Source organism: Paraburkholderia sp. USG1, assembly GCF_031570135.1.
Classification (GTDB): Bacteria; Pseudomonadota; Gammaproteobacteria; order Burkholderiales; family Burkholderiaceae; genus Paraburkholderia; species Paraburkholderia dioscoreae.
The window spans coordinates 42947-69672 of record NZ_JAMWXW010000020.1; the positions used below are offsets into that span (position 1 = coordinate 42947).

Sequence of the window (26726 nt, forward strand, 5' to 3'; positions counted from 1 at the left end):
CGCAAACGCAAAAAAGCCCCGCAATTTGCGGGGCTTTTTTGCGTTTGACGAGTGCAAGCTCGTCAAACGGTTTGCAGCAGCGCGTTACAGGCAGCCGCTGATTGCACTGGTGGCGTCGCTGCCCGCAGCGCCGTTCCCACGAAAGCCGACCCACGTACCCTTGCCGGTGTACGAAGGGCGCACGACAGCGGCGGCGCCGTTAGGCGGCTGCTGACCTGGAACATACACATCCATGGCTTGATCGTTAGCCAACGTGTCTTGCGACACGACTTGTTGCTGCGAGCTGTCTGCCCACTTCTGCGCGATGCAGGTGGCAACAGCCTTCGGCGGTTGCTGGCTTTGACCAACGGACTGAACGCCAGCAGGGGGTTGAGCGGCGCAGGCAGAAATTGCCACGGTCAAAGCGATTAACGGTAAATATTTCACGTTATCTCCTCAAAAGTCGCTCAAAATCGAGCCGGGTTACACGGGATTACGAAAGTGTCGGATAGACCTTACCGATCCGTGTTCCCGAAGTTCTGGAAACAAGTTGTTAGCAGTCTTTTCAGTGCGGCGAACTTGTACGAAGAAGTGGCTTGATTGCAGGCCACACGTTGTTGAGTAGCACTGGCTGTGCCTGCTGGGTGGGATGAATCTGATCGGCCTGGAACATGTCAGGCTTGTCGGCAATGCCGGCGAGCAGGAACGGCACGAGCGACACGCGCAGTTGTTTTGACAACTCGCCGTACAGACCGTGGAACTTTTGCGTATAGTCCGGGCCGTAATTAGGCGGCACATACATGCCCACCAGTACCACCTTTGCGTGACCTTGCTGAGCCTGCTCGATGATCGTGCGCAGGTTGTCTTCGGTAGTGGAAAGCGGCACGCCACGCAGCGCGTCGTTGGCGCCGAGTTCGACGATCACGATGCTCGGCTTCAACCGCTGCATGAGCGCAGGCAAGCGGGCCCGTCCGCCGCTCGTGGTGTCGCCGCTGATGCTTGCATTGGCGACGCTATAATCGATTCGCTCGTCGGTGAGGCGCTGGCGCATCAAGGCAACCCAGCCAGTGTCAAGGGGCAGGCCGTATTCGGCGGAGATGCTGTCGCCGAGCACGACGATCACAGGCTTGGCCGGTTCGGGCGCATTGGCGGCCCGCGCCGCGAAGCTCGCTGAAAACAGGGCGGCTGCCATCACGGCGCACCCGCATGCCGTTGTCAGCGCCGTGGCGCGAGGCGTCATGTCACGCACTTTCAACCTACGCTTCACCATGCTAAACAAAACTGATCCAGTCATTGAAGTGCGGGGTTTGTGCAAGAAGGTTAAGGATGCAACGGGCGAACTGACGATTCTCGACGACATCGATCTTGCTATCGCTGCCGGCAGCAGTGTGGCGATTGTCGGTGCGTCCGGGTCGGGCAAGTCTACGCTGCTGGGCTTGCTCGCAGGATTGGACAGCGCGAGTTCGGGCTCGGTTCGGCTACTCGGCCGCGAACTCGGTGAACTGAACGAAGACGAGCGCGCCGCGTTACGCAGCGGCTCGGTCGGTTTCGTGTTTCAGTCGTTTCAACTGATGCCGCATCTGACCGCGCTCGAAAACGTCACGCTGCCGCTGGAACTGCAAGGCGGTATCAGTACCCGCGAGGCCGCAACGCGTGCGCGCGGCTTGCTGGAGCAAGTGGGACTCGGCAAGCGTACCGGTCATTATCCGAAGCTGCTGTCCGGTGGCGAACAGCAACGCGTGGCGCTGGCGCGCGCGTTCGTCACGCATCCGGCTATCCTGTTCGCCGACGAGCCGACCGGCAGTCTCGATGCCGCCACCGGTCACGCGGTGATCGATCTGATGTTCGAGATGAATCGCGCGAACGGTGCCACGTTGATTCTCGTCACGCATGACATCGAACTGGCACGCCGCTGCGATACGACGGTGACGATCGAGGCGGGTCGTCTTGTGTGAGAGCGGGACACCGCGATTCTTGAGCGTCGCAGCCAAAGCCAGGCGGACCACAAGGGCCCGCTTTTTCAATCCGGCTCGCCTCGCCGGCAGATGAACGCGCCAATCCGGTTCAGCGCAGATTCAGCATAGACTCAGCGGCGCGAACCACCGCGCCGCTGACATGGTCACTTCTTCAACGCGGCGCGAGCCCGCGCGATCAACGCAGACGTCGACGAGTCATGCTTTTTCTCATCGACACTCGGCGCCGTCAGATCAGCCTCCACCACTTTGCCGAGAATCTTGCCCAACTCCACGCCCCATTGATCGAACGGATTGATGTCCCACACCGACGCCTGCACCAGCACCTTGTGCTCGTACAACGCGATCAAAGCGCCGAGCGAACGCGCGGTCAGTGCGTCGACCAGCAGCGTGCTGGTCGGGCGATTCCCCGGAAACACCAGGTGCGGCGCCAGTTCCGGCTTGTCCGCGCCGGCCACTTTCTTCGCTTCCTCGAGCGTGCGGCCGAGCATTAGCGCCTCGCTCTGCGCGAAGCAGTTGGCGAGCAGCTTCGGATGATGACTGACGAGCGGATGCTCCGGCGTCAACACGGCGATGAAATCGATCGGCACGATCGTGGGACCCTGATGCAGCATCTGGAAGAACGCATGTTGACCGTTCGTGCCCGGTTCGCCCCACGTCACGGCGGCGGTCGGATAGTCGACCATTACGCCGTCGAGCCGCGCTGACTTGCCGTTGCTCTCCATTTCGAGCTGCTGCAGATACGACGGCAGAAAATGCAGCGCTTCCGAATACGGCGCGACCAGATAGCTTTGCGAGCCGAAGAAGTTGCGATACCAGATGCCGATCATGCCGAGCAGCACCGGCAGATTCTTATCGAGCGGCGCGTTGCGGAAATGCTGGTCCATCTCGTTGGCGCCGGCGAGCAGTTCGCCGAACTGCTGTGGTCCGATCGCGATCATGATCGACAGACCCACCGCCGACCACAACGAGTAACGCCCGCCAACCCAGTCCCACATCTCGAACACGTTCTCTTTCGCGATGCCGAACTTGACTACTTCCGCGGGATTGGCCGACACGCCGACGAAGTGTTTCGCCAGCGCGCTTTCCGGGCAGCCTTTCTCGACGAACCAGTCGCGCAGCGAGCGCGCGTTGGTCATGGTTTCGAGCGTGGTGAAGGTCTTGGAGACGATGATCGCGAGCGTTTCTTCCGGATCGATCTGCTGCATCACGTTGTACAGATCGGCGCCGTCGACGTTCGACACGAAATGCGTGGTGATCTCCGGCGTGGCCAGATGATGCAGCGCGTGCACGACCATCTTCGGTCCGAGGTCCGAACCGCCGATGCCGATGTTCACCACGTAGCGGATCCGCTTGCCGGTATAGCCTTTCCACTCGCCGCTGCGCACCTGGTCGGCGAAGGCGGCCATTCTGGCGCGCTCGGCCTGCACCTGGTCGTAGAACGGCGCTTTCGGATCAGTGGCGCGCAGTGCCGTGTGCAGTGCCGCGCGGCCCTCGGTCGGGTTGACGACTTCACCCGCGAACATCGCGTCGCGGCGCGTCTCGACGCCGGCTTCGCGCGCGAGTTGCACGAGCAGCTTCAGTGTTTCGTCGGTGATGCGGTTCTTCGAGAAATCGGCCGCGAGACCGCCGCCCGCGAACGCAAAGCGCTCGGCACGGGTAGGGGCGGGATCGTTCTCGGGGGCGAACCAGTCGCGCATGTGCGCATCGCGAATCTTTTCGTAATGCGTTTGCAGCGAGGACCAGGAGGGGAGCGAGTTCTGCGTCATAGCGTCCGTCTAACCAAGGGGCACGAAGAAAGGCGCGCGCGTGAAGCGCTGCCGAGGATGATGCAACGATGCTGTTAGAGCGATGCCGCGCAGCCGGGTTCGCTGCGGTTGACGACGAAACTTCGCCGTCAACCGGACTGGCTCCGATGCGCAGCGCAGTCAGTCAGTATAACGGCGTTGCGTGACAGCGGGCAGCGGTTTGGAGGCGCCGCCATAGGTTGGGACGAACGCTTTCAGCACTCCGCCGCCGGATAGAACAGACGGTTCAGCAAGGTGCGCACCATCGGCGCCAGTTCGCCCGCGGTCAGGCCGGCGGGGCCGTGGCCTTGCGCGCTCAACGTGTCGGCGGCGAGGCCGTGCAGATAGACGCCCGCGAGCGCCGCTTCGTAGCGCGGCAGACGCTGCGCGAGCAGGGCGCCGATGATGCCGCCGAGCACGTCGCCGGTGCCGCCAGTCGCGAGCGCGGCGTTGCCGGTCGGATTGATCGCAAGGCGGCCGTCCGGTGCCGCGACGACCGTGCCGGTGCCTTTCAGGACCACTACGCTGGCAAAGCGCGCGGCGAGCGCGCGCGCCGCGGTGAGGCGGTCGCGCTGCACGTCCGGCGCGTCGGTGCCGAGCAGGCGCGCGGCTTCGAGCGGATGTGGGGTGAGGATGCACGGATCGCCTTGCACGCCGCGCGCGGTGACTTCGGCGGCGAGCGCGGGGTCTTTCGCGATCAGGTTCAACGCGTCCGCGTCGAACAGCTTGGGCACGTCGAGGTGCAGCACGTCGTGCATCACCCGCGTGGCGCGCTCGCGATGACCCATGCCGCAGCCGACTGCGAGCGCGTCCATGTGATCGAGCGGCAGATCGTCGATCGCATGCAGCATGAGTTCGGGATGCGGCGGATCGTAGGGCGGCGCGCCTTCCCCCAGTAGCGCGACGTGCACCTTGCCCGCGCCGGTGTAAAGCGCGGCGCGCGAAGCGAGAATCGGCGCGCCGCACATGCCGGTGTCGCCGCCGACCACGGCAAGGCTGCCGAAGCTGCCCTTGTTGGTCGCGAAATCGCGCGGCGGCAGGAAGGCGGCGAAGAGCTCGGGCGCGTTGAGCTGCACGGCCGTGCGGCCGCTGGTGTCGACGCCGATCGGCGCGACGGTGACGGCGCCCGCGAGGTCGCGGCCTTGCGCGGTAAACAACCCCGGCTTGGCGCCGATGAAGGTGATCGTATGGGTGGCATGGACGGCGCCGCCGTCGCCATTGCCCACCGCCATGCCGGTGTCGCTGTCGAGACCGCTCGGCACGTCGAGCGCCAGCACGCCGCCTTTGCGGGGGCGTGCTTTGGTCCGTTGCGAGAGCCGGCGGGCGACGTCCGCGAACACCCCTTCGAGCGGACGTGTCAGGCCGATGCCGAACATGCCGTCCACGAGCCACGTGTAGTCGTCCAGCGCGGCGGGCGCCGCGGCGCTGATCGCGACGCCCGCCGCGCGGGCCGTGTCGAGAGCCCAGCGGGCGTCGTCCGGTTTCACTTCGACGGGCATGCACAATTCCACAGCGATGCCGGCTTTGTGCAGTTCCGTGGCAAGCACCAGCGCGTCGCCGCCATTGTTGCCCGGCCCGGCGATGAGCCACACCTTGTGCCGCGATTTTTCGATCGAGGTATCGCGGGTGATCTGCTCCTGCAGGAAACTCGCCGCGGATTTGCCGGCGCGAGACATCAGCGTGTGCTTCGGCAGCGCTGTCTGCGCCTGAGATTCGGCGATCCGCAGGTCGGTCAGCGTCAGTAAAGGCAAGGCGCGATTGTGCGGGCTGATTAGCGTCGGCGGCGTGTGGTCGGCTTCTGTCATGGCTAGGCTCGGCGGTTCACCTGGAGCGAGGTGAGAAAGCTTGGGAATCGCTATGGTAGTGCCGATAGGTGCCCGGCGGGGTCTCTTGCGGACAGCGTGTGCACGGGGCCCGCCCGAGGGACGGCCAAAAAACAGAAGGCCCCTTCCGTTATCGGCGGGGCCTCGGGATTGGTTTTAACGGAAGCGATCCGCGCGCAGGGCGGCCAGCGTGTCCGCAGGAAGGTCCGGCGTGCCGCCCGAAATCAGATCGGCAAGCAGTTTGCCCGATCCGCAGGCGAGGCCCCAACCCGCAGGGCCGTGACCGATATTGACGAAAAGGCGCGGATGGAGCGCATTGCCGATCACCGGCAAGCCGTCCGGCGACAGCAGTTTGACGCCTTCCCACGGCAAAGCCGCCGAGATCCGCGCGGCGCCCGGAATCCAGTCGTGCGTGGCCTGGCCGAGCAGCGCGAGGGCTTCTTTCGTCACCGCTTCGCCCAGCGGCTTGTCGATCTGGCCAGCGCTTTGCAGAACCGCGCCGCCCGCGATCCGCAGACGATGGTTCATCCGGCTGATCGCGATCCGCTTCACCGCGTCCACGATCGCGACGTGAGGCGCGCATTCCTCATGCGCGATCGGTGCGACCAGCGTATGCAGGCGCAGCGGATGCAGCGGCAGCCGCAAGCCGAGGCGCTCCAGCAGCGGCAGGCTGCCGTGGCCCGCGGCCACGACTACCGCATCGGCGTGGATCACGTCCACTTCGCGCGAGCGGGATGCCGTGCCCGGCCGCGGCGCCAGCTCTACCGCGGCGCGCTGGCCTTCCAGGCGGACCGACGAGACTTCGCAGCCCAGCATGAACTGGACGTCGCCCTGCGTATCCAGCGTCTGCTTGATCAGCTTCGTGAACAGCGGGCAGTTGGCTGTGCGCTCCTGGTCGAACAGCACGCCGCCGGCGAATTCCGGCTCGGTGCGCACGGAATGCTCGAACGCGGCGCATTGTTCCGGGGTCAACTCGTGGTGCGGCACTTCGAAGAGCCGCAGCAGCCCGAGGGCCGGCCGCAACTGCTGCCACTCCTGTTCGGAACGGACCAGGTAGAGCACGCCGCTCGCCTGTTCGAACTCGAGCCCGAAGCGTGCTTCCATGTCCGTCATGGTTTCGCGCGACAGCTCGATCAGCGGCCGCAGCAGTCCGTATTGGTGGCCGAACGCGTTGGGTTCCTGCAGCTCGGCGAGCTGTTTGACCAGCTGGCGCACCGGCCCGTTGAAACCGGCTTTGTTGACTATGCCGTTTTTGGCGTTCTGACGGCTGGCCATGAAAGTCGGGCCGAACCAGACGTCCAGCGGGGTCGGCAGGACGGTGCCGCTGTGTCCATAGGTCGCGCCCTGCGCGACAGTGGCGTGGCGCTCGACGACGCATACCCGGTGGCCGGCCGCGCGCAGTTGATAAGCGGTGGCGACGCCCGCAATCCCGCCGCCGATGACGATGACATCCATGTTCTGATTCGATTTGCCGACGGGACGCCGAAGCGGCGCATTCCCGTTGAGCGTGACATGCGGCGCGTTGCCCGGCCTGACGAGGCCGCTCGCGCCGATCTGGTGAAAGGGCGAATGATAGCAGTCAATCCGCCGGCGCGGCCACGCGGGCCGCGTGCAGGCCCGGCCGCGGCGGAGCGCAACTCGAAGGGACGGGAGCGCGCGGGGTGCGGCGCCGTCCTTCGTGGTCCGTCGTGAGCGCGGCGAATGCGGGTTCCGCTCAGAGGCTCATGCGGTCGCCTGCGCGCGAATGAACATGCCGTAGTTTTCGGCGTTGTCGGTGGCCATGTCGCTGTTTCGTGCCGCGAGGCTGGCGACGGCGGCGGGACCATACAGGTGGTCCTTGGTGTTGCCGATGTACGGGAAATGGCTCAGCTCGTGGGCAATCGTCGCTTCCGGGGTGTTGGCGCCGAATGCGTGATCGAAGAAGTGCGGCTTCAGGTTGATCTGATGAGGCGAATTGGATTGCACGTGCGCCAGTTCCGAGTTGTCGTGCGACGCACCGAGGACGAAGGTGAACCGGTCGTGCGACATGGCGTGCTGCATGTGGGTGAGAACCTGTTCGACTTTCTGCACATTCCGCTGAGTCGGGCTGCCGAACCAGCGCGAAAAGTTGTTGTCGGGATGACCAGATTTGAGTTTGTCGAGGGCGCTGTCGATCATGCGCTTCACGTGTTGATAGGCGCGGGTCACTATCCCGCGTTGCTCCGACGTGAGCCCGATCAACGCCGGGGTACGCGCGGAGCCGGGGGAAGGTTGATCGTAGTCGGTATGGCCGGTGTTGTCGTCGGGCGCCTGAAGGTCGTCGTCGCCGGGCGCGGAGGGTTGGCCGCTACCGCCGCTGACGGGGGCGGAGGGCTGGGCGCCGCGACCTGTGGGTTCGGCAGGCTGTTCACCATCCCCGCCGCCGACGGGTTCCAACGGCTCGCCGCTGGCGGCGCCATTGGCTGGGACCGCGAGCGGCGATGACGCAGGAGCGTCGCCGACCGCGGGTAGAGGCATTGGGCGACTGCTGCGGCCGGCAGGGCCGGGCGTGAGACCGCCGGCGTGCATCGAAGGAGGTATGTGGTTGGCCTTGTTGTGCAAGACGATGCGTTTGTGCTTCCCGTTTGCGTCCCAGATGTCACGGATGTGCTTGCCGTTCGGGCCCCAAATGTCACGGATACGGTTGCCGTTGGCGTCCACGCTGTCGCGAGTGTGACTGCCGGCCGCGTCCCACGTCTCGTGAATGCGCGTGCCGTTGGCGTCCACGCTGTCGCGGGTGTGACTGCCGGCCGCGTCCCACGTCTCGTGAATGCGCGTGCCGTTGGCGTCCATGCTGTCGCGGGTGTGCCGCCCGTCGGGGGCCCACGTGGCGCGAACGGGATTGTCCTTGCTGTCCTGGACGCGCCTACCCGAAGCGTCCAGCCTATCCCGCGCCGCTTTGCCGCCGATTCGCTCAAGCGCTTGAACACCGCCTCCAACCCTCGGCGCCCGGCCATCCGGCTTGCCGTGCGGGAGCCCGGCCGCGGCATTGCCGATCGGCGCGCGCGGCGTCTCGGCCGGCGAATGGATGTGAGGCGTCGTCAGCATGAATGCGGCGGCCGTGCCCGGCGGCGGGCGCATCAAAGCCAGCGGATGCGAAGTCTGATAGGTACTGCCATAGCGGTTGACGTTCATGACATGCCCGTTCAAATGAGTTTGCGGTTCGCGTGGCGCAGCGCTGCCGACGCGTCCGGGAGAATGAATTGCCCCACTTGCGCGTCGATTAGAGCATCGGCATGCCGACGAGATGTCGTATCGGAAGAACACATTCGCGAGCATGCGGCCCCCGGCCACGCGGACGCGTCGCATGGCCGCTGGAAGCCCGTTCCCGAGGTATAATCCCGGACTTCCTTTGCGTCTCACGCCGCCATCACGCGCGGCTCATCGGCGCGACTCATCCGCATCACTCATCGGCATCATTAGCGACGCAACGTCAAGTCCATGGCCCACTTCTCGTGTTTCCCCGGTGCTTCGGCCCTTTCCGATTTCCGTCAAACCCGCCTGCTCGAAACGCTTACGCGCATCGATCCGAACATCACCGGCGTGCGCGGACAATATCTGCACTTCGTCAATGCACAGGCGCCGCTTTCCGCTGAAGACAACGCGAAGATCGAAGCGCTGATGCATTACGGCGATCCGCTCGAAGAAACCAGGGAGCGCGGCACCGCCGAGACCTTCCTCGTGGTGCCACGTTTCGGCACGGTGTCGCCGTGGGCCAGCAAGGCAACGGATATCGCGCATCTGTGCGGCCTCACGCAGGTGCGCCGCATCGAGCGCGGCGTCGAGTACACGGTGACGCTGAAAAGCGGCCTGCTGGGCGGCAAGAAGGCGCTCTCCGACGAAGCCCGCGCGGCCGTCGCGGCGGCACTGCACGACCGCATGACCGAAAGCATGTCGCCTTCGCGCGAGCACGCGCTGCATCTGTTCGACGAACTGCCGGCCAGGCCGCTGCAAACCGTCGACGTGCTCGGCCGCGGCCGCGGCGCGCTGGTCGCGGCGAACACGGAACTGGGCCTCGCGCTGGCCGACGACGAAATCGACTACCTGGTCGACGCGTTCACGAAGCTCGGACGCAACCCGACCGACGTCGAACTGATGATGTTCGCGCAGGCCAACAGCGAACACTGCCGCCACAAGATTTTCAACGCCGATTGGACGATCGACGGCGAGAAGCAGGACATCTCGCTCTTCAACATGATCCGCAACACCGAGAAGCTGAATCCGCAAGGCACGATCGTCGCCTATTCGGACAACTCGGCGATCATGGCGGGCGGTATGGCCGAGCGCTGGTTCCCGCGTACGCCGGCCGACCTCGGCGCGAGTGAGCTGCCCGAGCACTACCGCCGCAGCACCGAACTCACCCACACCTTGATGAAGGTGGAAACGCATAACCACCCGACCGCGATCTCGCCGTTCCCGGGCGCCGCGACCGGCGCGGGCGGCGAAATCCGCGACGAAGGCGCGACGGGCCGCGGCGCGCGTCCCAAGGCGGGTCTGGCGGGCTTCACGGTGTCGAATCTGGAACTGCCGGACGGCGTCGAGACGTGGGAAAACGCGCGCGACGCCGCACAGCCGCTCGCGCACCGCAATCCGGACGACAAGCACGAAGCGTACGGCCGACCCGATCGCATCGCCTCGCCGCTGCAGATCATGATCGACGGTCCGCTCGGCGGCGCCGCGTTCAACAACGAATTCGGCCGGCCCAACCTGGGCGGCTATTTCCGCGCCTACGAGCAGAACGTCGCGGGCCTGGTGCGCGGCTATCACAAGCCGATCATGATCGCCGGCGGCATCGGCAATATTTCGGACCAGCACACGCATAAGCACGATCTACCGGAAGGCTCGCTGCTGATCCAGATCGGCGGCCCGGGCATGCGCATCGGCATGGGCGGCGGCGCCGCGAGCTCGATGGCGACCGGCACCAACACCGCGGAACTCGATTTCGATTCGGTTCAGCGCGGCAACCCGGAAATCGAGCGCCGTGCGCAGGAAGTCATCAATGCGTGCTGGCAGCTTGGTGAGAAGAACCCGATTCTGAGTATTCACGACGTCGGCGCGGGCGGTCTTTCGAACGCCTTCCCGGAAGTGGTCGATGGCGCGGGCAAGGGCGCGCGCTTCGACCTGCGCAAAATTCAACTGGAAGAGAGCGGCTTGTCACCGCGCGAAATCTGGTCGAACGAAGCGCAAGAACGCTACGTGCTGGCAATCGCACCGGCCGATCTGCCGGCCTTCGAGGCCATGTGCCAGCGCGAGCGCTGCCCGTTTGCCGTGATCGGCACGGCCACCGCGGAGCGTCAACTCAAGCTGATCGACTCCGAGCTGAACGACGACACCGCGCACCAGCCGGTCGACATGCCAATGGAAGTGCTGCTCGGCAAGGCGCCGCGCATGCATCGCGACGTCAAACGCGTCGAGCGGAAGCTCGAACCGGTGGATGTCACCGGCCTCGTGTTGGCGGATGTCGCGACCAGCGTGCTGCGTCATCCCACGGTGGCGAGCAAGTCGTTCCTGATCACGATCGGCGACCGCTCGGTGGGCGGCACGACCGCGCGCGACCAGATGGTCGGCCCGTGGCAGGTGCCGGTGGCCGACGTCGCGATCACGACGATGGACTACGCGGGCTTTCGCGGCGAAGCCATGACCATGGCCGAGCGCACGCCGCTCGCCGTGATCGACGCGCCGGCATCGGGCCGCATGGCGGTCGGCGAGGCGGTGACCAACATCGCGGCGGCGCCGATCGCGTCGCTCGACAAGCTCAAGCTGTCGGCCAACTGGATGGCCGCGTGCGGCGCAGCGGGCGAAGACGCCGCGCTGTACGACACGGTCAAGGCGATCGGCATGGAATTGTGCCCGGCGCTCGGCATCAGCATTCCGGTCGGCAAGGATTCGCTGTCCATGCGCACCAAGTGGGAAGACCGCGGCGTCGCGAAAGAAGTGGTCGCCCCGGTCTCGCTGATCATCTCGGCATTCGCGCCGGTCGAAGACGTGCGCCGCCACCTCACGCCGCAACTGCGCCGCGCGAGCGACGTGGGCGAGTCGGTGCTGATCGCGATCGACCTCGGCCGCGGCAAGCATCGTCTGGGCGGCAGTATTCTCGCGCAGGTCACGCAGCAGGTCGGCGATACGGTGCCGGACGTGGACGACCCGGAAGATCTGAAGCGTTTCTTCGCCGCGATTCAGGCGCTGAACCAGGACGGCAAGCTACTCGCCTACCACGACCGTTCGGATGGCGGGCTGTGGGCAACGGTGTGCGAAATGGCGTTCGCGGGGCACGTTGGCGTGTCGCTGAATGTCGACATGCTGGTGCTCGATCCGAGCCACGAATCCGACTACGGCGACGCCAAAGACTGGGCGAAGCAGACCAGCGGCCGCCGCGAAGATCGCACGATCCGCGCGCTCTTTAACGAAGAGCTCGGCGCCGTCGTCCAGGTGCGCGCGTCCGAGCGCGACGCGGTGTTGGTCGCGTTGCGCGAACATGGCCTGTCGGCGTGCTCGCATGTGATCGGCAAGATCAACGAGCGCGACACCATTGAAATCTATCGCGACGCGAAGAAGATTTACGAAGCTCCACGCACCGAACTGCATCGCACGTGGAGCGAAGTGAGCTGGCGTATTTCGCGTCTGCGCGACAACCCGGCTTGCGCCGACGCCGAATACGACGCGCTCTCCGACGCGGCCGATCCGGGCATCGCCCCGGCGCTGAGTTTCGATCCGACGGAAGACGTCGCCGCGCCGTTCATCGGCAGGAGCGCGCGTCCGCGCGTGGCGATCTTGCGCGAGCAGGGTGTCAACTCGCACCTCGAAACCGCCTACGCATTCGACCGCGCGGGCTTCGACGCGCACGACGTGCACATGAGCGACCTGCTGGCGGGCCGCGCCAATCTGGCGGAATTCGCCGGCGCGGTGGCGTGCGGCGGCTTCTCGTACGGTGACACGCTGGGCGCCGGTGAAGGCTGGGCAAAGGCGATCCGCTTCAACGCGCAACTGGCCGACATGTTCGCCGCGTTCTTCGGCCGCGCAGACACGTTCGCCCTCGGCATCTGCAACGGCTGCCAGATGATGAGCAGCCTCGCCTCCATGATTCCGGGCGCCGAAGCCTGGCCGAAGTTCACGCGCAACAAGTCGGAGAAATTCGAAGCGCGCTTCTCGCTGGTCGAAGTGCAGGCTTCGCCGTCGATCTTCTTCAGCGGCATGGAAGGCTCGCGCATTCCGGTGGCAATCGCCCACGGCGAAGGCTACGCGGACTTCTCGCAGCAGGGCGATGCGTCGAAGGTCGCGGTAGCAATGCGTTACGTCGATCACCGCGGTCAGGCGACCGAGCAGTATCCGTTCAACCCGAACGGCTCGCCGAACGGCATCACGTCGGTGACGACGCCGGACGGACGCTTCACGGTGCTGATGCCGCACACCGAGCGCGTGCATCGCGCGGTGCAGATGAGCTGGCATCCGGAAGGCTGGGGCGAGGGCGGTACGGACGCGAGCCCGTGGATGCGCGTGTTCCAGAACGCGCGCCGCTGGCTGGGCTGAAGATGTGACGTGCCACGGGCCGTGCGGCCGCGTGGCGTGAGCAGGGCGGGCGGTGGAAAACGCTGTGCCGCCTTGCAGCGGTGCCCAAACCTGTCGACACATGCTCCGTATCCGCTCTGGTACGTGAAGCGCCGCAGTCAGCAATTTTTCTATTCTTCGTACCCGATCGGGTACGAAATGGTTTGCCGAGACTTCTAACACATCATTCCGTACCCGATCGGGTACGAGATCAAGCCTCCCTTCCTGTCATGTGGCATAATGTTCCCGAGCGGGTACGAACGTACAGGGGTGAACAGTGCGGCAATCCGAGGTTTTCATTGGCGACATGACGGCGCTCGGCGATCTCGTACGGGCGTCGAGGCTCGCACAAGGGCTGACACGCGACGATGTCGCCATTGCGACAGGCCTGTCCCCCAAGTTCATCACGCATATCGAAGCCGGCAAGCCGACAGCGCAGATCGGCAAGGTGCTGCATCTTCTCGGCGAACTGGGCATCAGGCTGCACGCGCAAGTTTCCGTGGACATTCCTCCAGCCTCGGCCGCCAAGGCGCTCCATCGCAGACGGACCCCTCATGGCCGCTAGAACGCTCGTCGCCTATGCGAATGGCCGGCGCGTTGGCATCGTAAGCGATGACAGCGGTATCTGGTCATTTACCTACGACCAGGACTGGCTGGGTCATGACGACGCGTTTGCGCTTTCACCTGCATTTCCTCTGAATGCCCAGCCGTTCGTCGACACCTCGAGCCAAAGGCCAGTGCAATGGTTCTTCGACAACCTCTTGCCTGAAGAGGAAATGCGCATGTCGCTCGCTCGCGAGGCCAAGGTCGATGCGAGCGATGCCTGGGGTCTGCTCGCCCATTACGGCCGGGAGTCGGCTGGAGCCTTGACGCTGCTCGCCGAGGCTGAACACGAGGCATCCGGCGGTCTGCAACCGTTGTCGTACGCGAATCTGGAGGCGCGCATTCAGGCCATGCCGCATCACGCGCTCACCGCTACGGCGCCCAAACGCATGTCCGCGGCGGGCGCCCAGCAGAAGCTGCTTCTGACCTTGCGAGGCACCGCGCCGGATTACGAGTTGTTTGAACCTGTGGGGAGTGAGCCGTCCATGCATCTGCTCAAGCCCGATATGCGAAGCACGGGCTATCTCCATTCAGCGATCAACGAATTTTTCTGCATGCGCCTCGCTCGCGCGATGGGTTTGAACGTGCCGCCTACGCACTTTTTACGCGTGCCTTCGGCCTGCTACATCATCGATCGTTTCGACCGTGATACGGCCACTGAACCGGCCCGGCGCCTCCATACGGTCGACGCCATGCAGTTGTTGAACTACGACCGCAGCTTCAAATATCAGAACGCGACGGCGCAGGTGCTCAGTGATGCCATCGAAAAAACGAGCACTCGCGCAGTGGCGCGTCTCGATGTATTCCGATGGGCGGTCTTCAACGTCCTGATTGGCAACGCCGACTCGCATCTGAAAAACCTGTCGTTCTTCGTCAGCCCGCGCGGCTACATACTGGCTCCGTTCTACGATCTGGTGAGCACGGTCGTCTACCATACGCCGACCTACCAGCCGCAACAGCGGGACCGTTGGCCGCGCTGCGACCTGACCATGCCCGTTGGAGACGCCACGCAGTTCGCGGACATTTCCAGAAGGAACATGCTGGCATTCGGCGAGGCGCTTCATCTCGCGCCAAGAGGTTCGGAAAGGTTGCTGGATGACATGCTGGCCATTCTCGACGCGCGCGTGGCGGACACGCGGCGTGCCGTCGACGAAATCGCGCAGCCGAATGCCGGCGAAGTCCGGCTACTCGACTCGATCGTCGCGATGCCGCTCGCGGAGATGAGCGCAGCGCTGCGCAAATGAGCACGGCGGTTTAACCGACTTGGTCGATCGCATATGAAAAAGGCGCTGTTCAGTCATTGACTGAACAGCGCCTTCGTCAGAATCGAGAACCGTCGATCAGGAGAAGCGCTAACCCGGAGCGCCACCCGATTGATTCTCAGCGGCAAGCTCCCGCTTACTGAATCTTCGCGTTCTTACGCAGACCTTCTTCGAACGCTTGCAGCTTTTCCTGCTGGATCTGCTGCACGATCTGCGGGCGTACCTGCTCCAGTGGCGGCGGCGTGATGTTGCGCACGTCGTCGACACGAATGATGTGCCAGCCGAATTGCGTATGCACCGGCGTATCGGTCATCTGGCCTTTCTGCAGATGCGTGGCCGCGTCCGCGAATTCAGGCACGTAAGCCTTCGGGTCCGACCAGTCCAGATCGCCGCCGTTCTTGCCCGATCCCGGATCCTTCGAGTATTGCCTGGCCAGATCTTCGAAGCTCGCGCCGGCCTTGATCTTCGCGATCAGGTCTTTGGCCTGCTGCTCGTTGTCCACCAGAATGTGGTGCAGGTGATATTCCTTGCCGCCCGCGTCCTTGATCAGCGCGTTGTAGCGCGCGGTGACTTCGGCGTCGGTCGGCGTGTTGTTCTTCACGAAGTCTTCGATCAGCGCGCGCAGCACCACGGTTTGCTGTGCCACGGCGATTTGCGCCTTGATGTCCGGACGATTCGGCAGGCCGCGGCGCAGCGCTTCCTGCATCAGGATCTCGCGGTTCACCAGTTCTTCGCGCACGGCCGTTTGCAGTTGCGGCGTATTTTGCTGGCCTTGATGAACCAGTTGATCGATCAGCGCATCGGCACGTGCTTTCGGAATGGGCGTGCCGTTCACGACGGCAATGTTCTGTGCGAATGCAGGTGCGGCTGCAAATGCAGCCAGCAATACCCAAAGGCGGGTTTTCTTCAAGGTCATCGAAAATTTTCCTAGCGGGGCAACAAAGCGAATTCTTCGGGCGTGTACGCCGTGATTGCAAGGGCGTGAATGCCGCGCTGCATGGCATCGGCCAGCGCATCATACACCATGCGATGCCGCGCCACGCGGGCCTTGCCGGCAAATGCGGCAGCCACGATCGTGACACTGAAATGACCGCCGGCCGAGGCACCGGCGTGGCCGGCGTGCTGCGCGCTGTCGTCGGTGATCTGGATCGACGTGACCGGCGCGAGGGCGGCGGCGAGGCGCGTCTCGATCAACGCGGCGCGCTCTGCAGTGGTGGCGTGCATGAATACATCGGCATTGCTCGTCATGTCATTCTTCCTTCATATACTTCGACAGCCACAAGCTCTGCCCGACGATGAACACCACGAGGCAGCCGGTCGCGCCGAACAGCTTGAAATTGACCCACTGGTCGGTCGTGTAGTTGTACGCGACGAACAGATTGACGAGCCCGAGCAGCACGAAGAACACCGCCCACACGACATTCAGCTTGCCCCAGACCGCGTGCGGCAGCGTGATCTGCTTGCCCATCATCGCTTCGATCAGGTTCTTGTTGAAGGCCAGTTGCGAGACGATCAGCGCGACCGAGAATGCCCAGTACAGCACGGTCGGCTTCCATTTGATGAACGTGTCGTTGTGCAGCACGAGCGTTGCGCCGCCGAACACAGTGACTACGCCGAGGCTCACCCACAGCATCGGATCGACCTTGCGGTGGCGGAAAGCCACCCATGCGATCTGCACCAGCGTGGCGACGATCGCCACTGCCGTCGCCGTGAAAATGCCCCAGATCTTGAAGGCGACGAAAAACAGGATGATCGGGAACAGATCGAACAGGAATTTCATTATCTGGGCGGGAAATCGGAGAATGGGTCGGAGATCAGGGGCGCGGTGCGAAGCCGATCGACCGGTTCGACCGGCTCGCAAGCTGGATGAAGGGTGTCGCGGCCGGCGCGCGCCTGGTTGGACGCGGGCGCCGGCCGGCAACGCGCCGGACTCCGCGCTGCGTTACTTGGGCTCGAATTGTAACGCAGCCGAATTGATACAGTACCGCAGGCCGGTCGGCGCCGGCCCGTCTTCGAACACGTGGCCCAGATGCGCGCCGCAGTTCTTGCATTGCACCTCGATACGCAACATGCCGTGCGAGCGGTCGGTCTTCTCGGCGATCACTTCGCCGTTGATCGGTTTGAAGTAGCTCGGCCAGCCGCAACCAGCGTCGAACTTGGTGTCCGATTCGAACAGCGGCGTGCCGCAACAGACGCAGTCATAGATGCCGCGGTCCCAGTGGTCGTGATAGCGGCCCGTGAACGGCCGCTCGGTGGCCGCGTGGCGCGTCACCTGATATTCGACATCGGAAAGCTGCTTGCGCCACTCGGCGTCGTCTTTCTGCACGGCGGGGGCGTCGGTGTTGAGGTCGTCGGGCTTGTTCATGGTCGGGTTCCTGTCTCGGGCTGGCTCGGGGTTGTTCTGGGGGCGGCTGGATAGGTCAGGCGGATTCGGCTCCGGATTGGCTCATTAAGCCTGCTACACACAATCAGACGCAATCAGCGGTGTTTCAGCGCGTTACGACGAGCAGCTCACTTCCAGCGAGCTCGCCCAGTCCGGCGGCAGCCCGGCATACGCTTCGTGCTCGGGCTGTTCGTCGAATGGGCGGCGCAGCACGGCCGCCAGTCGCTCCACTTCGGAAAAATCCTTCTCTTTCGCGCGGCGGATCGCCGTTTCCGCCAGATGATTGCGAAGTACGAATTTGGGGTTCACACGGTTCATTGCAATGGCACGCGCGGCGTCCTCGCGTGTTTCCTCCGACAGCCGCGCGCGGTAGTCGTTCACCCACGCATCGAACGCGGCGCGGTCGAGGAACAGATCGCGCACCGCGGCGTCGCCGCTCGCGTCGTGCTTCGACACGCGCGCCAGATTGCGGAAGGTCAGCGTGAAATCCGCGCGATTGGCGTGCATCACTTCGAACAGGCGATTGGCGAGCGCGTCGTCGCCGGCGCGTTCGGTTTCGAGGCCGAGCTTCGCGCGCATGCGCCGCTCCAGCGCCGGCGCGAAACGGTCCTTGAAGCCGCCGAGCACACGCTGCGCGTCTTCGATCGCCTTGTCGCCGCGCACGCTTTCTTCGTGCTTTTCGCCGAGCAGCGGCAACAGGCCTTGCGCGAGGCAGAAGAGGTTCCAGTAGGCGATCTGCGGCTGCATTCTGTATGCGTAACGGCCTTGCGAATCGGAGTGATTGCAGATGTAGCCGGCGTCGAAGCCGTCCATGAAACCGAATGGACCGTAGTCGATCGTCAGACCAAGGATCGACATGTTGTCCGTGTTCATCACGCCGTGGCAGAAACCCACCGCCTGCCACTCGACCATCAGGTCGGCGGTCGACAGCACCGCTTCGTTCAGCAGCGCGAGATACGGATCGTCGGCTTCGCGGCAATGCGGATAGAAGCGTTCGATCACGTGATCGGCGAGCGCGCGCAGCGCATCGGTGCGATCGTTCGAATAGAAATGCTCGAAGTGGCCGAAGCGCACGAAGCTCGGCGCCACGCGCGTGACCACCGCGGCCGTTTCGACTGTCTCGCGCCGCACCGGCTGATCGGAACCGACTACACACAGCGCGCGCGTGGTCGGAATGCCGAGGTGATGCATGGCCTCCGAACAGAGATACTCGCGGATCGAAGAGCGCAACACCGCGCGGCCGTCGCCCATGCGCGAATAGGGCGTGCGCCCCGCGCCTTTGAGCTGCAGCTCGAAACGCCGGCCGCCGTGTTCGACTTCGCCGAGGCCGAGCGCGCGGCCGTCGCCGAGCTGGCCGGCCCACACGCCGAACTGGTGGCCCGAATACACCGACGCATAGGGCAGCGCCTCGGCCGGCCACTCGCGCGTGGCATTGCCCGAGAACAGTTCGGCAAACGCCGGATCGTTCTCGATGCCGGGCTCCAAACCGAGCAGCGCGGCGGTTTCCGCGGAAAATCCGACCACATATGGCGCGCTGAGCGGCGCCGCCGGCAGGCGCGTGAGAAACACGCTGCCAAGGCTCGCAAACGCGCTTTCCGGCGCAGTGGTGAGCGCATCGGAAAGGGCCGACAAAGGCCCGGATAACCCTGCAATGCTTGGGGAAAACGACATGTTGAGCGCCTCTGGATTAACCGATATTGTAAGTCCGCGCCCGCGGAGCTGCTGGCCGGCCCACTGTCGTTGCCGAATCGGGCCTCGCGTAGCTGTTTGCCGGATTTCCGCATTTCGCTGACGGCGCGTTGAGACTGAGGCGCGCCCCCGAGCTGCAAACCGATTGAAACAATCAAGCCGAGGAGACCACTCTTGATGACGACGCCGCTCGCTGGCCAGATGATGGACGTGCCGCTCACCGTGCCTTCGCTGCTCGCGCATGCCGCGCGGCATTTCGGCAGCACTGAAATCGTGTCGCGCCGCATTGAAGGCGACCTGCATCGTTATACCTATCGCGATTGCGAAAAACGCGCGAAGCAGCTCGCGCAGGCTTTGATCGCGCTCGGCGTCGAACCCGGCGAACGGGTCGCGACGCTCGCATGGAACGGCTACCGGCATCTGGAAGCGTATTACGGCACGACCGGCTTCGGCGCTGTCTGCCACACGATCAATCCGCGTCTCTTTCCCGATCAGATCGCCTACATCATCAATCACGCGGACGACGCTTACGTGCTGTTCGACACCACGTTCGCGCCGCTCGTCGACGTCCTCGCGCCGCAATGCCCGAAAGTGCGCGGCTGGATCGCGCTCGCCGACGAAGCGCATCTGCCTGTCATGCAGACACCCGTGCTCAGCTACGAGACGCTCGTCACCGCGCAGGACGGCAATTACGAATGGCCGCCCATCGACGAGCGCCAGGCTTCATACCTTTGCTATACGTCCGGCACCACCGGTAATCCGAAGGGCGCGCTGTATTCGCATCGCTCGACGGTGCTGCATGCGTTCGGCGCCGCGTTGCCCGACGCCATGAGCCTTTCCGCGCGCGACTGCGTGCTGCCCGTCGTGCCGATGTTTCATGTGAACGCATGGGGTATTCCGCACTCTGCGCCGCTGACCGGCGCGAAGCTGGTGTTCCCCGGCAAGGATCTCGACGGCAAGTCGCTGTACGAACTGATGGAAAGCGAACGCGTCACATATTCGGCCGGCGTGCCGACCGTGTGGCTCGGCCTGCTCAACTATCTGCGCGAGGCGAAGGGGCGGTTTTCGTCGCTCAATCGCACGGTGATCGGCGGCTCGGCGTGTCCGCCGGCCATGCTGCGCACGTTCGAGGACGACTACGGCGTGCAGGTGATCCATGCATGGGGCATGACCGAGATGTCGCCGCTCGGCACGCTGTCCAAACTGACGTGGGAGCAAAGCCAGCGTCCGCTGGAAGAGCAGCGCAAATTGCTGGAGAAGCAGGGGCACGTGCTCTATGGCGTCGATATGAAGATCGTCGGCGAAGACGGCAGCGAACTGCCGTGGGACGGCGTGGCGTTCGGCGATCTGCACGTGCGCGGGCCGTGGGTGATCGACCGGTATTTCCGCAAGGACGACTCGCCGCTGGTGGACGGCTGGTTTCCCACCGGCGACGTCGCCACCATCGACCGCGACAGCTTTCTGCATATCACGGACCGCTCGAAAGACGTGATCAAGTCCGGCGGCGAATGGATCAGTTCGATCGACATCGAAAACGTGGCGATCGCGCATCCGGCCGTGGCCGAGGCGGCGTGCATTGCGTGTGCGCATCCGAAATGGACCGAGCGGCCGCTGCTGGTGGTCGTCAAGCGCCCCGGCTTCGACGTGACGCGCGATGAGCTGATCGCCTTCTACGAAGGCAAGGTCGCCAAATGGTGGATTCCCGACGACGTCGCCTTCGTCGACGAACTGCCGCACACGGCAACCGGCAAGCTGCAGAAACTCAAGTTGCGCGACATTTTCCGCGACCATGTTCTGCCGTCCGCGCTGGAGGAAGAAAAGGACTGCCCGCTGACACCGCTTGCCAGGGGAAACCCCGTCTCCCGATAAATTGAACGAGCGTGCTTTTCTGTGTATTCTGCCTGCTGACCCCGGCGTCAAACGACAATTCGTCCGACAATGAGTCGGACCGATAGTCCGACCCAATGAACCGGAAGGGCGGCGCGCCAGCGCGTCGCCTTATTGCATGGATCGCATGGAGGCAGGCAGATGGCAGTGGACTACACAACCCATGACGGCGTGGCCGTCATCACGCTGAACAATCCTCCCGTCAACGGTCTCGGCCTGTCGACGCGAGCCGGCATCGTCGAGGGGATCGAGCGCGCGCAGAACGATCCGGCCATCAAGGCGATCGTGCTGACGGGCGCGGGCAAAGCTTTCTCGGGCGGCGCGGACATCACCGAGTTCAATACGCCGAAAGCGACTCAGGAGCCGACGCTCGCCACCGTCATCAGGACCGTGGAAGGCAGCGCGAAGCCGGTGGTCGCGGCGATTCACAGCGTCGCGATGGGCGGCGGTCTAGAACTCGCGCTCGGCGCGCATTACCGCGTGGCCGCACCCGGCGCGCAGATCGCGCTGCCGGAAGTGAAGCTCGGCATTCTGCCGGGCGCGGGCGGCACGCAGCGTCTGCCGCGCGCCATCGGTCTCGAAGCCGCGCTCAACATGATCGTCTCCGGCACGCCCGTGATGTCGGAGAAACTCGCTGACTCCGGCTTGTTCGATGAACTCGCGCAAGGCGATCTGGCCGAAGCAGCGCTGGCATTTGCCCGCAAGGTCGGTGCAAAAGAAGGCCCGCATCCGAAGGTGCGCGACCGCAAGATCGAGCATCCGAACGCCGCCGGCTTCATCCAGTTCGCGCGCAATAGCGTGGCAGCGGTCGCGAAGCATTTGCCTGCCCCGCACAAATGTATCGACGCCGTGGAAGCGGGCGTGCAGAACGGCTTCGACAAGGGCCTCGCGTTCGAACGCGAATGCTTTGTCGCGCTCGTGCAGACGCCGGAAAGCCGCGCGCTGCGTCACGCATTCTTCGGTGAACGCGCGGCGAGCAAGATTCCCGATGTGCCGTCCGACACGCCGGTGCGCGACATCGACCAGGTGGCCGTGATCGGCGCGGGCACGATGGGCGGCGGCATCGCGATGAACTTCATCAACGCGGGCATTCCGGTCACGCTGCTGGAAACGAAACAGGAAGCGCTGGATCGCGGCCTCGCGACCATTCGCAAGAACTACGAAGCGAGCGTCAGGAAGGGCAAGCTCAAGCCCGAAGCGCTCGAACAGCGCATGGCGCTGATCACGCCCACGCTTTCCTATGACGACCTGAAAAACGCCGACCTGATCGTCGAAGCGGTGTTCGAGGAACTCGGCGTGAAAGAACAGGTGTTCAGGCGTCTGGACGAAGTGGCAAAGCCAGGCGCGATCCTCGCCTCGAACACCTCCACGCTCGACGTCGACAAGATCGCCGCTTTCACGAAGCGTCCGCAGGACGTGGTCGGCATGCACTTCTTCAGCCCGGCCAACGTGATGAAGCTGCTCGAAGTCGTGCGCGGCAAGGAGACGGCCAAAGACGTGCTCGCCACGGTCATGAAGCTTGCCAAAAAGATCCGCAAAACCGCCGTGGTCTCGGGCGTGTGCGACGGTTTCATCGGCAACCGGATGATCGAGCAGTACATCCGTCAGGCGCTCTTCATGCTCGAAGAAGGCGTGCTGCCCGCGCAGGTGGATCGCGCGATCGAAAAGTTCGGCTTCGCGATGGGGCCGTTCCGCATGAGCGATCTGGCTGGCAACGACATCGGCTGGGCGATCCGCAAGCGCCGCTATCAGGAACATCCCGACATGCACTACTCGAAGATCGCCGACCGTCTCTGCGAGACAGGGCGTTTCGGCCAGAAGACGGGCGGCGGCTGGTACGACTACAAGGCGGGCGATCGCACCGCGTATCCGTCGAAGGTGGTCGATGACATGATCGTCGCGTTTTCGAAGGAAGCCAACGCCGAGCGCCGCAAGATCAGCGACGAGGAAATCGTCGAGCGCCTCGTGTTCGCGCTCGTGAACGAAGGCGCGAAAATTCTCGAAGAGGGTATTGCGTCGAAGGCGTCGGACATCGACATGGTCTATCTGACCGGCTACGGCTTTCCGCTCTATCGCGGCGGCCCGATGCTGTATGCGGACACGGTCGGCCTCTACAACGTCGAGCGCGCGATTCGCCGCTATGCCGCGCAGCCGAACGGCGATGCCTGGCAACTGGCGCCGGGCATCGCGGCACTGGCGCGCGAGGGACGCGGGTTCAACGGCTGAGTTGCCGTTCGAGTGAAAGATTGGGGTGGTGCCATGCGGTGATCGATTCGCCAGCGCGCCACCCTCGACACAACTTGTATGGGATCAGAGCGCGCTGCGTGGGACCGGAGTCGGTGTCGAAGCATTGACTCCGGTCGACACGCCAACGCTGATCGACACAGGAGACACGCATGACTGACGCCGTAATCGTATCGACCGCCCGCACAGGCCTTGCCAAATCATGGCGCGGCGGTTTCAACATGACGCACGGCGCGACGCTCGGCGGCCATGTGACGCAGGCTGCCGTCGAGCGCGCTAAGCTCGACCCGGCGCGCGTCGAGGACGTGATCATGGGCTGCGCCAATCCGGAAGGCGCGACGGGCATGAACATCGCGCGGCAGATCGCGCTGCGCGCCGGTTTGCCGGTCAGCGTGCCGGGCATGACAGTGAACCGTTTCTGTTCCTCGGGATTGCAAACTATCGCGCTGGCCGCGCAACGCGTGATTGCGGGCGAAGGCGACGTGTATGTGGCAGGCGGCGTGGAGTCGATCTCGTGCGTGCAGAACGAGATGAACCACCACATGCTGACCGAAGGCTGGCTCAGCAAAAACAAGCCGGAAATCTACTGGTCGATGCTGCAGACCGCCGAGAACGTCGCGAAACGTTATTCGATCTCGAAGGAACGTCAAGACGAATACGGCGTGCGTTCGCAACAGCGCGCCGCCGCCGCGCTCGAAGCCGGCAGGTTCAAGGACGAGATCGTGCCGTTGACTGTGCTCGCGGGCGTTGCCGATAAAGCGAGCGGACGTCTCTTCACGAAAGAAGTGACCGTGAGCGGCGACGAGGGCATTCGCGCCGACACGACGCTCGAAGGTGTCTCGAAGATTCGTACCGCATTGCCTGGCGGTGTGATCACGGCCGGCAACGCGAGCCAGTTCTCGGACGGCGCGTCGGCGTGCGTGGTGATGAACGCGAAGGTGGCGGAGCGCGAAGGCCTGCAGCCGCTCGGCATTTTCCGTGGTTTCGCGGTGGCAGGTTGCGAGCCGGACGAGATGGGTATCGGTCCGGTGTTCGCGGTGCCGAAGCTGCTCAGGCAGGCAGGTCTGAAAGTCGAGGATATCGACCTGTGGGAGCTGAACGAAGCGTTCGCGGTGCAGGTGCTGTATTGCGCCGACAAGCTCGGCATTGCGCAGGATCGTCTGAACGTGAACGGCGGCGCGATCGCGGTCGGCCATCCGTATGGCGTGTCGGGTGCGCGGCTGACCGGGCATGCGCTGATCGAAGGCAAGCGGCGCGGCGCGAAGCTGGTTGTCGTGACGATGTGTATCGGCGGCGGGCAGGGCGCGGCAGGCTTGTTCGAGGTGGTGTGAGCCATGTCGAACGCTGGATGAACGGCGGGTGCCGTGTGCTTCGGCGCGATAGCGACGAACCCTCGCCACCCGCTTTTTTATTTGCGCGCGATGCTCGCCTCGATGAACGCCATCAGGGCAACGCCATGCCGGACGACGGCAGGCTCAACGTCCCCTGATCGACGAATCGCGTCGTGCCGGTGAGCCCGCCCGCCAGCTTGCCGCGCAGAATGTACGGAATCTGTCCCGACTGGGCGGCGCCCGCGAAGGCGAAAGCCTGGCGAACCGCGGCGAAAGCCGGCACGGTCAACGGTACATTGACGACCGTTTCGCCGAAGCGCGGCACGGTGCCGGCCTGATCGCTCACGCCGCTCGCGAAAGGCTTGCCGTTCAGTTCGAGATCGAGCGACACGCCGTTGAAGCTGACCGGGGATTCGTTGGGATTCTGCACGCGCAGTTTCACGTTGAAGCGCATTTCGAGACCCTGGCCCTCCATAGGTTCTATGCCGGCCACGTTCACGCGCAGCGGGTCGCCGCCGAACAGGCCGGCGCAACCGTTGAGCGTCAGCGTGACGATGGCGAGGATCGTGGCGAGGCGAACGGAACGGCCGGACAGCAGCGCGCGGAAAATGGACATGACCTGCACCTCGGAACAAGCGCGGAAGCAAGCACGGAACAAGCGGCTTGGGTCATGCATTGTACCGGGCCGTGTTGCGCGAGGAGCCGCTGGCATTCGCATGGCATTAGCAATCCGGTCATCTGCTGATTGCTCCCTGACTGCTTCTGGCAGATCGTTTCCCGAAGCGCCGTTCCGATCTGCACCGCGCCACGATTCGAAAATCATCACGGAGACCGATATGCCATTCATTTGCGAAAATGTCGAGTGCCGGGCTGTTCTTGCCCGCAAGCAGGTCAAACCGAATCGGGATAACAATGCATTTTTCTTCTATTGCCCCGACTGCAATATGCGCAACGAGCTGATCGACGTAGGTATGGCCGGCGGTCCTCTGGAACTGATTCAGCCCGTGCGGCAAGGGCTCCCGCACAAGGTGGTTGCAACAGCACGGCCTCTTGAAGACGGAAGATACGCCGCGCAGTTGAGCATCCAGAAGGCGCTTGGCATCAAGGGGCCTTTTGCGGCAGAGGAACGGTGGGACCAGCTCGGCGTTTTCCCTGACGCACAAGGCGCTCTCAGTCATGCGAAAACCACCGCGGCGGGTTGGCTGGGGGCTGACTTCAGCCATTGATACTTTAAACGGGGCGGCGTCGAACTCGTGCGCCAACCTCGATGGTTTATCTCAACGTCTGTAGACACCTTCCAATTTATCGTCGATGTAGTCCGTACCCGATTGGCGCCATTCGAGGAGCCCAGTCGGGTCACGGACCCCGGCCAGTCGTCGCGATACCTGTCATTTCGATCTCTCCGGCGTAATTCATAGCGAAGCGCGATGCTCGCGAGCGCGCCATTGCGGTATCGGCAAGGCCCATAACCGCCGGCCAGACCTCCTGATAAAGCTCCATCGAAGGTGTAAGTTTGATAGGCTTAGCGTCTGCCTTGGCCGAAGGCATCCTCGCGTCCTGCCTCAACCGCATGAACGTACCGATACGCACCGACCACGAAATCTGAAAACAGCCATGACCGATTCGCCTTCCTCCAACGCGAGCATCGCCTCCTTGCCCGAGAGCCCGTTCGTCGATCGGCTCGGCGCGCAGCTTTTGTCAGCTGCGGACGGCGCTAGCGAAGTCGCACTGCCGTTGCAGCCGGATCATATGAATACGTGGGACGTCGCTCACGGCGGCGTCACGATGACACTTGCCGATGTCGCGTTGGCAATGGCCGCGCGTAGTCTGGCCGGCGACGGTGTCGGCGTGGTCACGGTCGAAATGAAGGTCAACTTCATGCAGCCGGGCCGCGGCGAATTGCGCGCCACCGGCCGCGTGCTGCATCGCTCGACCACCATGGCGTATTGCGAAGGCGAGATCCGGGACAGCGAAGGTCACTTCGTCGCCAAGGCGCTCGGCACGTTCAAATACATGCGGCGCCTCGCCGTGGGCCGCGAGGTGACCCAACAGCGTTTGCGCAGCGACCCGTCGGCGAAACCCGGCCCAAGCGACGGCTGAGCGCTGCCGTGTGAACCCCGCGCGCGTACGGAAGGCGCGTGCCGGTTTCCGCCTTCGTGCGCACCGTTCGAATCATTCGCCGATCCAATCGGTAACCTATGG

The 26726-nt window shown here is 64.1% G+C and carries 21 protein-coding genes; 9 read left to right on the forward strand and 12 right to left on the reverse strand.

Annotation, left to right across the window (positions count from 1 at the left end):
• Positions 1-84: 84 nt before the first annotated feature.
• Positions 85-426, reverse strand: coding sequence for a hypothetical protein (locus NE850_RS24860; RefSeq protein ID WP_007182005.1), 342 nt, complete (start codon positions 424-426; stop codon positions 85-87).
• Positions 427-544: 118 nt separating this feature from the next.
• Positions 545-1219: an arylesterase gene (locus tag NE850_RS24865; protein WP_197740224.1), complete on the reverse strand. Its 675-nt coding sequence runs from the start codon at positions 1217-1219 to the stop codon at positions 545-547.
• A gap of 28 nt (positions 1220-1247) precedes the next feature.
• Here NE850_RS24865 and NE850_RS24870 point away from each other — a divergent pair, with 28 nt between their 5' ends.
• A complete protein-coding gene (locus tag NE850_RS24870; protein ID WP_007182003.1) occupies positions 1248-1934 on the forward strand; it encodes an ABC transporter ATP-binding protein in 687 nt (228 codons plus the stop codon).
• Between the two features lie 164 nt (positions 1935-2098).
• Here the strand turns inward: NE850_RS24870 and pgi are convergent, their stop codons facing one another.
• The 4 genes from pgi to NE850_RS24890 all read right to left on the reverse strand — a co-directional run bounded on the left by pgi (position 2099) and on the right by NE850_RS24890 (position 8628).
• Positions 2099-3721 carry a glucose-6-phosphate isomerase gene (gene pgi / locus NE850_RS24875; RefSeq protein WP_007182002.1) on the reverse strand — a complete coding sequence of 541 codons (1623 nt, stop codon included), beginning with the start codon at positions 3719-3721 and terminating at the stop codon, positions 2099-2101.
• Positions 3722-3954: 233 nt separating this feature from the next.
• Positions 3955-5544 carry a bifunctional ADP-dependent NAD(P)H-hydrate dehydratase/NAD(P)H-hydrate epimerase gene (locus NE850_RS24880; protein WP_007182001.1) on the reverse strand — a complete coding sequence of 530 codons (1590 nt, stop codon included), beginning with the start codon at positions 5542-5544 and terminating at the stop codon, positions 3955-3957.
• 174 nt (positions 5545-5718) lie between these two features.
• On the reverse strand, positions 5719-7017 hold the full coding sequence (locus NE850_RS24885; RefSeq protein ID WP_007182000.1) for an FAD-dependent oxidoreductase: 1299 nt from the start codon (positions 7015-7017) through the stop codon (positions 5719-5721).
• A gap of 267 nt (positions 7018-7284) precedes the next feature.
• Positions 7285-8628 (reverse strand): M35 family metallo-endopeptidase, encoded by a 1344-nt coding sequence (locus NE850_RS24890; protein ID WP_310699522.1) that lies wholly within the window; start codon positions 8626-8628, stop codon positions 7285-7287.
• 393 nt (positions 8629-9021) lie between these two features.
• Between NE850_RS24890 and purL the strand changes: the two genes are divergently transcribed.
• The 3 genes from purL (at position 9022) to NE850_RS24905 (ending at position 14972) form a co-directional block, all read left to right on the forward strand.
• Positions 9022-13107 (forward strand): phosphoribosylformylglycinamidine synthase, encoded by a 4086-nt coding sequence (gene purL / locus NE850_RS24895; protein ID WP_007181998.1) that lies wholly within the window; start codon positions 9022-9024, stop codon positions 13105-13107.
• A gap of 325 nt (positions 13108-13432) precedes the next feature.
• Positions 13433-13690, forward strand: a complete 258-nt coding sequence (locus NE850_RS24900) for a helix-turn-helix domain-containing protein (protein WP_035518627.1) — start codon at positions 13433-13435, stop codon at positions 13688-13690.
• Positions 13680-14972: a HipA domain-containing protein gene (locus tag NE850_RS24905; protein ID WP_165185910.1), complete on the forward strand. Its 1293-nt coding sequence runs from the start codon at positions 13680-13682 to the stop codon at positions 14970-14972. The genes NE850_RS24900 and NE850_RS24905 overlap by 11 nt, the downstream gene beginning before the upstream one ends.
• A 154-nt stretch (positions 14973-15126) precedes the next feature.
• Here the strand turns inward: NE850_RS24905 and NE850_RS24910 are convergent, their stop codons facing one another.
• The 5 genes from NE850_RS24910 to NE850_RS24930 all read right to left on the reverse strand — a co-directional run bounded on the left by NE850_RS24910 (position 15127) and on the right by NE850_RS24930 (position 19044).
• Positions 15127-15906 carry a peptidylprolyl isomerase gene (locus NE850_RS24910; RefSeq protein WP_007181995.1) on the reverse strand — a complete coding sequence of 260 codons (780 nt, stop codon included), beginning with the start codon at positions 15904-15906 and terminating at the stop codon, positions 15127-15129.
• A gap of 11 nt (positions 15907-15917) precedes the next feature.
• On the reverse strand, positions 15918-16238 hold the full coding sequence (locus tag NE850_RS24915) for a BolA family transcriptional regulator (protein WP_007181994.1): 321 nt from the start codon (positions 16236-16238) through the stop codon (positions 15918-15920).
• A 1-nt stretch (position 16239) separates the two neighbouring features.
• Complete coding sequence (locus tag NE850_RS24920; RefSeq protein WP_007181993.1) at positions 16240-16770, reverse strand: septation protein A; 531 nt, start codon at positions 16768-16770, stop codon at positions 16240-16242.
• A gap of 162 nt (positions 16771-16932) precedes the next feature.
• The gene (msrB, locus tag NE850_RS24925; RefSeq protein ID WP_007181992.1) at positions 16933-17355 is read right to left on the reverse strand and encodes a peptide-methionine (R)-S-oxide reductase MsrB; all 423 of its coding nucleotides are present in this window, start codon (positions 17353-17355) and stop codon (positions 16933-16935) included.
• A gap of 132 nt (positions 17356-17487) precedes the next feature.
• Positions 17488-19044, reverse strand: coding sequence for a YdiU family protein (locus NE850_RS24930; RefSeq protein ID WP_007181991.1), 1557 nt, complete (start codon positions 19042-19044; stop codon positions 17488-17490).
• Between the two features lie 195 nt (positions 19045-19239).
• Between NE850_RS24930 and NE850_RS24935 the strand changes: the two genes are divergently transcribed.
• The 3 genes from NE850_RS24935 to NE850_RS24945 all read left to right on the forward strand — a co-directional run bounded on the left by NE850_RS24935 (position 19240) and on the right by NE850_RS24945 (position 24524).
• Entirely contained in the window at positions 19240-20931 is a 1692-nt protein-coding gene (locus NE850_RS24935; RefSeq protein WP_007181990.1) for a 3-(methylthio)propionyl-CoA ligase, read from the forward strand.
• Between the two features lie 159 nt (positions 20932-21090).
• Positions 21091-23175 carry a 3-hydroxyacyl-CoA dehydrogenase NAD-binding domain-containing protein gene (locus tag NE850_RS24940; protein ID WP_007181989.1) on the forward strand — a complete coding sequence of 695 codons (2085 nt, stop codon included), beginning with the start codon at positions 21091-21093 and terminating at the stop codon, positions 23173-23175.
• 170 nt (positions 23176-23345) lie between these two features.
• The gene (locus tag NE850_RS24945) at positions 23346-24524 is read left to right on the forward strand and encodes an acetyl-CoA C-acyltransferase (protein WP_007181988.1); all 1179 of its coding nucleotides are present in this window, start codon (positions 23346-23348) and stop codon (positions 24522-24524) included.
• A gap of 112 nt (positions 24525-24636) precedes the next feature.
• Here NE850_RS24945 and NE850_RS24950 read toward each other — a convergent pair whose 3' ends face one another.
• The gene (locus NE850_RS24950; protein ID WP_007181987.1) at positions 24637-25140 is read right to left on the reverse strand and encodes an LEA type 2 family protein; all 504 of its coding nucleotides are present in this window, start codon (positions 25138-25140) and stop codon (positions 24637-24639) included.
• Between the two features lie 220 nt (positions 25141-25360).
• Here NE850_RS24950 and NE850_RS24955 point away from each other — a divergent pair, with 220 nt between their 5' ends.
• On the forward strand, positions 25361-25750 hold the full coding sequence (locus tag NE850_RS24955) for a hypothetical protein (protein WP_007181986.1): 390 nt from the start codon (positions 25361-25363) through the stop codon (positions 25748-25750).
• Between the two features lie 388 nt (positions 25751-26138).
• Positions 26139-26624 carry a PaaI family thioesterase gene (locus NE850_RS24960; RefSeq protein WP_007181985.1) on the forward strand — a complete coding sequence of 162 codons (486 nt, stop codon included), beginning with the start codon at positions 26139-26141 and terminating at the stop codon, positions 26622-26624.
• The last annotated feature ends 102 nt before the right edge of the window (positions 26625-26726 follow it).

Bases quoted from the DNA above. Each gene is read 5' to 3' on its own strand.
- NE850_RS24930 (WP_007181991.1), bottom strand. From the start codon at position 19,044: ATGTCGTTTTCCCCAAGCATTGCAGGGTTATCCGGGCCTTTGTCGGCC.
- NE850_RS24955 (WP_007181986.1), top strand. From the start codon at position 25,361: ATGCCATTCATTTGCGAAAATGTCGAGTGCCGGGCTGTTCTTGCCCGC.
- NE850_RS24935 (WP_007181990.1), top strand. From the start codon at position 19,240: ATGACGACGCCGCTCGCTGGCCAGATGATGGACGTGCCGCTCACCGTG.
- NE850_RS24865 (WP_197740224.1), bottom strand. From the start codon at position 1,219: ATGACGCCTCGCGCCACGGCGCTGACAACGGCATGCGGGTGCGCCGTG.
- NE850_RS24880 (WP_007182001.1), bottom strand. From the start codon at position 5,544: ATGACAGAAGCCGACCACACGCCGCCGACGCTAATCAGCCCGCACAAT.
- NE850_RS24950 (WP_007181987.1), bottom strand. From the start codon at position 25,140: ATGTCCATTTTCCGCGCGCTGCTGTCCGGCCGTTCCGTTCGCCTCGCC.
- NE850_RS24915 (WP_007181994.1), bottom strand. From the start codon at position 16,238: ATGACGAGCAATGCCGATGTATTCATGCACGCCACCACTGCAGAGCGC.
- purL (WP_007181998.1), top strand. From the start codon at position 9,022: ATGGCCCACTTCTCGTGTTTCCCCGGTGCTTCGGCCCTTTCCGATTTC.
- pgi (WP_007182002.1), bottom strand. From the start codon at position 3,721: ATGACGCAGAACTCGCTCCCCTCCTGGTCCTCGCTGCAAACGCATTAC.
- NE850_RS24940 (WP_007181989.1), top strand. From the start codon at position 21,091: ATGGCAGTGGACTACACAACCCATGACGGCGTGGCCGTCATCACGCTG.
- NE850_RS24900 (WP_035518627.1), top strand. From the start codon at position 13,433: ATGACGGCGCTCGGCGATCTCGTACGGGCGTCGAGGCTCGCACAAGGG.
- NE850_RS24945 (WP_007181988.1), top strand. From the start codon at position 23,346: ATGACTGACGCCGTAATCGTATCGACCGCCCGCACAGGCCTTGCCAAA.
- NE850_RS24920 (WP_007181993.1), bottom strand. From the start codon at position 16,770: ATGAAATTCCTGTTCGATCTGTTCCCGATCATCCTGTTTTTCGTCGCC.
- msrB (WP_007181992.1), bottom strand. From the start codon at position 17,355: ATGAACAAGCCCGACGACCTCAACACCGACGCCCCCGCCGTGCAGAAA.
- NE850_RS24905 (WP_165185910.1), top strand. From the start codon at position 13,680: ATGGCCGCTAGAACGCTCGTCGCCTATGCGAATGGCCGGCGCGTTGGC.
- NE850_RS24890 (WP_310699522.1), bottom strand. From the start codon at position 8,628: ATGCTGACGACGCCTCACATCCATTCGCCGGCCGAGACGCCGCGCGCG.
- NE850_RS24910 (WP_007181995.1), bottom strand. From the start codon at position 15,906: ATGACCTTGAAGAAAACCCGCCTTTGGGTATTGCTGGCTGCATTTGCA.
- NE850_RS24885 (WP_007182000.1), bottom strand. From the start codon at position 7,017: ATGGATGTCATCGTCATCGGCGGCGGGATTGCGGGCGTCGCCACCGCT.
- NE850_RS24960 (WP_007181985.1), top strand. From the start codon at position 26,139: ATGACCGATTCGCCTTCCTCCAACGCGAGCATCGCCTCCTTGCCCGAG.
- NE850_RS24870 (WP_007182003.1), top strand. From the start codon at position 1,248: ATGCTAAACAAAACTGATCCAGTCATTGAAGTGCGGGGTTTGTGCAAG.